This is a genomic window from Roseitalea sp. (genome assembly GCF_984466335.1).
The window spans coordinates 1-2,615 of record NZ_CFIFWG010000165.1 but is presented as its reverse complement, the minus strand read 5'-3'; the positions used below and the strand labels follow the sequence as shown (position 1 = coordinate 2,615).

At 71.2% G+C, this 2,615-nt stretch carries 3 protein-coding genes and 1 pseudogene; 2 read left to right on the top strand and 2 right to left on the bottom strand.

What is annotated here, in order from left to right; genetic code table 11:
- The coding region (cobJ, locus tag AC5E6L_RS13080; protein WP_491773846.1) for a precorrin-3B C(17)-methyltransferase at window positions 1–773 on the top strand (773 nt) is incomplete at its 5' end.
- Complete coding sequence (gene cobM / locus AC5E6L_RS13075; RefSeq protein WP_491230350.1) at window positions 770–1,552, top strand: precorrin-4 C(11)-methyltransferase; 783 nt, start codon at window positions 770–772, stop codon at window positions 1,550–1,552. The genes cobJ and cobM, both read left to right, overlap by 4 nt.
- A gap of 13 nt (window positions 1,553–1,565) precedes the next feature.
- On the opposite strand, the gene AC5E6L_RS13070 is transcribed toward cobM, so the two are convergent.
- Together AC5E6L_RS13070 and AC5E6L_RS13065 are read right to left on the bottom strand one after the other, a co-directional pair.
- Entirely contained in the window at window positions 1,566–2,246 is a 681-nt protein-coding gene (locus tag AC5E6L_RS13070) for a cobalt-precorrin-6A reductase (protein WP_491773844.1), read from the bottom strand.
- A pseudogene (locus AC5E6L_RS13065) lies at window positions 2,243–2,615 on the bottom strand (cobalt-precorrin-5B (C(1))-methyltransferase); the annotation flags it as partial. The pseudogene AC5E6L_RS13065 and the gene AC5E6L_RS13070, both read right to left, overlap by 4 nt.

Below are 2,615 nucleotides of genomic sequence, written 5' to 3'. Positions count from 1 at the left end.
TGGTCGGCATCGGGCCGGGCGGCGAGGGGTGGCGTTCGCCCGAGGCGACGGCCATGGTGCGCGCGGCGACCGACCTTGTGGGCTACTCGCTCTATCTCGACCTTCTGGGCCCGCTCGCCGACGCAAAGACGCGGCACGATTTCGATCTGGGCCGCGAGGAGGACCGGGTGCGCCATGCGATGGACCTGGCGTGCCGGGGGCGTGACGTCGCGCTGGTCTGTTCGGGCGATGCGGGCATCTATGCGATGGCGACGCTGGTCTTCGAACTGCTGGGCCGGGGCGATCTGAGCGATGGCGCAAGGCGGATCGCGATCGCCGTCGCGCCGGGCATCTCCGCGCTCCAGGGCGCGGCCGCCCGCGCCGGCGCCCCGCTCGGCCACGATTTCTGCACCATCTCCCTGTCCGACCTCCTGACGCCGTGGCGGGACATTCAGCGGCGCGTGCGCGCGGCCGGCGAGGGGGACTTCGTCATCGCCTTCTACAATCCGGTCTCCAAAAAGCGCCGCACGCAACTGGCCTGGGCGCGCGATGAGCTTCTGCGCCACCGCCCGGCCGACACCCCCGTGGTGCTGGCGGCCAATCTGGGCCGCGACGGCGAGCGGGTGCGCATCGTGCCGCTCGATGCGCTGTCGGTCGACGATGTCGACATGCTGACGGTGGTGATCGTCGGCTCGTCCGACACGCGCACGGTCACGACCGGCGACGGGCGCCTCTGGGCCTATACGCCGCGCGGCTATGCGGGCAAGGCGGCGCGCGGGAAGGCGGCGCAATGACCGTTCATTTCATCGGCGCGGGACCGGGCGCGCCCGACCTAATCACCGTGCGCGGCCTGAGGCTCATCGAGCGCTGCCCCGTGTGCCTTTATGCCGGATCTCTGGTGCCGCCGGAGGTCGTCGCCGCGGCGCCCTCCGGCGCGCGCGTCATGGACACCGCGGCGATGCATCTGGACCAGATCGTCGCCGAGATCGAGACGGCGCATGCGGCCGGGCACGATGTGGCGCGCGTGCATTCGGGCGATCCGTCCATCTACGGCGCCATCGCCGAGCAGATGCGGCGGCTCGATGCGCTCGATATCCCTTACGAGGTGGTGCCGGGCGTGCCGGCCTTCGCCGCCGCCGCCGCCGCGCTGAAGACCGAACTGACGCTGCCCGAGGTCGCCCAGACGGTGATCGCCACGCGCACCGGCATGAAGGCGTCCTCCATGCCCGAGGGCGAGCGGCTCGAAGTGCTCGGCCGGTCGGGCGCGACGCTCGCCATCCATCTGTCGATCCGCAATCTCGACTATGTCCGGCGGGCGCTGGAACCCCATTATGGCGCGGACTGCCCCGTGGTGATCGCCTATCGCGCCACATGGCCGGACGAGCGCTACATCCGCACGACGCTCGCCGGGATGAAGGACGAGGTGCGCGCCGCCCGGATCACCCGCACCGCGCTCATACTGGTCGGGCCCGTCTTCGGCGATGCCGACTTCCGCGACAGCGACCTCTACAACGCCGACTTTTCGCATGTGCTGCGCAATCGCGGCAAGAAGGCGAAGGCCGGCCGGCGCTGAGCGGCGGGCGGGCTCAGCCGTTCGGACGGCCGATCATGATGACGGCAATGCCGAGCGCGCGGGCCGCCTCGATCTTGCCGTAGGCGCCCTCGCCGCCCGAATTGCGGCAGACGATCACCGTGATCGCATGCGCGCGCAGCAGCGCGCCTTCCCCTGCGGCATCGCCCGGTTTTCCCGTGACGAGGGCGTGCCGCGCCAGGGGCAGGGGCGCGGGGGGCGCATCGACCATGCGCACCAGGAACCACGCATCCTTGCGCGCCGCGAACGGGGCGAGATGCTGGCTGCCGAGCGCGAGGAAGACGCGCGCGCCGGGCGGGATGAGGGCCGCCGCCTCGGCCTCCGAGCCCGCCGCGATCCAGTCGTCGCCCGGCCGGGGCTCCCATGGCGCGCGCGCGCGTATCTCAAGCGGCACGCCGGCCATTTCGGCGGCCTTTATCGCGTTCCGGGAGATCCGCTTCGCATAGGGATGGGTGGCGTCGATCAATTGTGTCACGCCTTGGTCGCGCAGATAGCGCGCCAGCCCGTCCGCGCCGCCGAAGCCGCCGATGCGCACCTCGCCGGCGACGGGTCCGGGCTCCTTCGTCCGGCCGGCCAGCGCCGTGATCACGCGCCGGCCCGGACGGTCCGCGACGAGCGCGCGGGCCAGATCGGCGGCCTCGCGCGTGCCGCCCAGGATGAGGATCGTTCCGGTCATGAAAAGCCCGTCCGCGCGATGATCGCGCCCTGCCGGTCGACGATGACGATCTCGACGCCGACCGGAGCGCCGCGCAGCGCGGCCCTTGCCGTCTCAAGCGCCCGGCGGGCGACCCGATGGGGCAGGTCGATCCGGCATTCACGCGTTATCTCAAGCACTTGACTGGCGGTGTTGGCATCGAGAATCCGCGTCTTGACATTTCGATTCACCGCGGTGCCGGCCAGATCGGCGAGGAACGCCATGTCCACCTGGCTGCGCGCCGAATGCAGGTCGAGCGCGCCCTGGGCGAGCTTGGTCATCTTGGCGAACCCTCCGGCGATCGTCAGCCTGGGGACCGGGTGGGCGCGCAGATATTTCAAAAGGCCGCCG